Origin of the sequence: Amycolatopsis sp. lyj-112, assembly GCF_046549055.1 — a bacterium.
GTDB lineage: Bacteria > Actinomycetota > Actinomycetes > Mycobacteriales > Pseudonocardiaceae > Amycolatopsis.
The window spans coordinates 1-521 of sequence record NZ_JAJPWS010000041.1 but is presented as its reverse complement, the minus strand read 5'-3'; the positions used below and the strand labels follow the sequence as shown (position 1 = coordinate 521).

Sequence of the window (521 nt, the reverse complement as noted above, 5' to 3'; positions counted from 1 at the left end):
ACATGCCTCAGCGATCACCGCTTCCCTCATGATGTTTAACGCCTTGCTCACCGGAAAATTGCGAGCGCAGCGAGTAATTTTTACGGTGCAGCAACTTGTTGTACGGTGCAACCGATAGCTATGACGTTTGCCCCTTAATCGCCTGGATAATCCTCGGCCAGTCTTCATGATGCAACTCATGTCCCGTGCCTTCGAGTGTCAGCATTTTTGAACCACGAATCGCATCTTTCAGTGCCAACCCATGCACATAAGGAAGTACAGGATCCTCCGTGCCGTGAATGATCAAAGTTGGTACAGCTATCTCATTTAATCTCCCGAGCCATCTCTCGAGCGATCTCTCGCCACCACCTGAAGTAGTGTGGTTGAATGTTGTCAGGATATTCGGAGTGCGATCAAAATCTAACTCAGCGATATTTTGTATCTTCTCAGCGTCAAAAGCATGCGCAGTACCTGAGTTGATTCGCCACGCTCCGACCTGATACGCGACGACAGCATCTCTATCAGACCAATCCAGCGATTCC

Annotated in this window: 1 protein-coding gene; it reads right to left on the bottom strand. The window is 49.3% G+C overall.

Going from position 1 to position 521, the window contains the following annotated elements; translation table 11 throughout:
* Window positions 1–118: 118 nt before the first annotated feature.
* Window positions 119–521 (bottom strand): alpha/beta fold hydrolase (locus ACLJRL_RS41210; protein ID WP_410661850.1); only part of this gene is annotated, 403 nt, incomplete at its 5' end.